This window comes from Corynebacterium sp. MSK310 (assembly GCF_030227355.1).
Lineage (GTDB): Bacteria > Actinomycetota > Actinomycetes > Mycobacteriales > Mycobacteriaceae > Corynebacterium > Corynebacterium rhinophilum.
The window spans coordinates 1-346 of record NZ_JASPFZ010000066.1 but is presented as its reverse complement, the minus strand read 5'-3'; the positions used below and the strand labels follow the sequence as shown (position 1 = coordinate 346).

The 346-nt window shown below is 52.0% G+C and carries 1 pseudogene; it reads left to right on the top strand.

From position 1 onward, the window contains the following. Nucleotides 1-12: 12 nt before the first annotated feature. Nucleotides 13-346 (top strand): annotated as a pseudogene (locus QP891_RS11740) (IS3-like element IS3502 family transposase); the annotation flags it as partial.

Here is a 346-nt window from a genome sequence, read left to right as displayed (position 1 = left end):
AAACGCGATGCCGTGGCCCTCTATGAGAACAATGAGGACCTCTCGCTGAACTCAGCATCAGCCAAGCTCGGTATCAATCGAGCCTCGCTACATGCTTGGGTCAAAAAGTACGGCACCGGCAAACGTGCCCGCATAAAAGCAGTGCAGGATAAAGCCCAAGCGGCGAATGATTCCGAACGAATCCGACAGCTGGAAAAAGAAAACGCGAAGCTGCGCGAAGAACGCGATATTCTACGTAAAGCTGCTAAGTATTTTGCCGAAGAGACACGCTGGTGATCCGCTTCCAGTTTGTCGATGACCACCGAACCGAATACTCGGCTTATGCGGATGTGCCACGTGTTAAAGC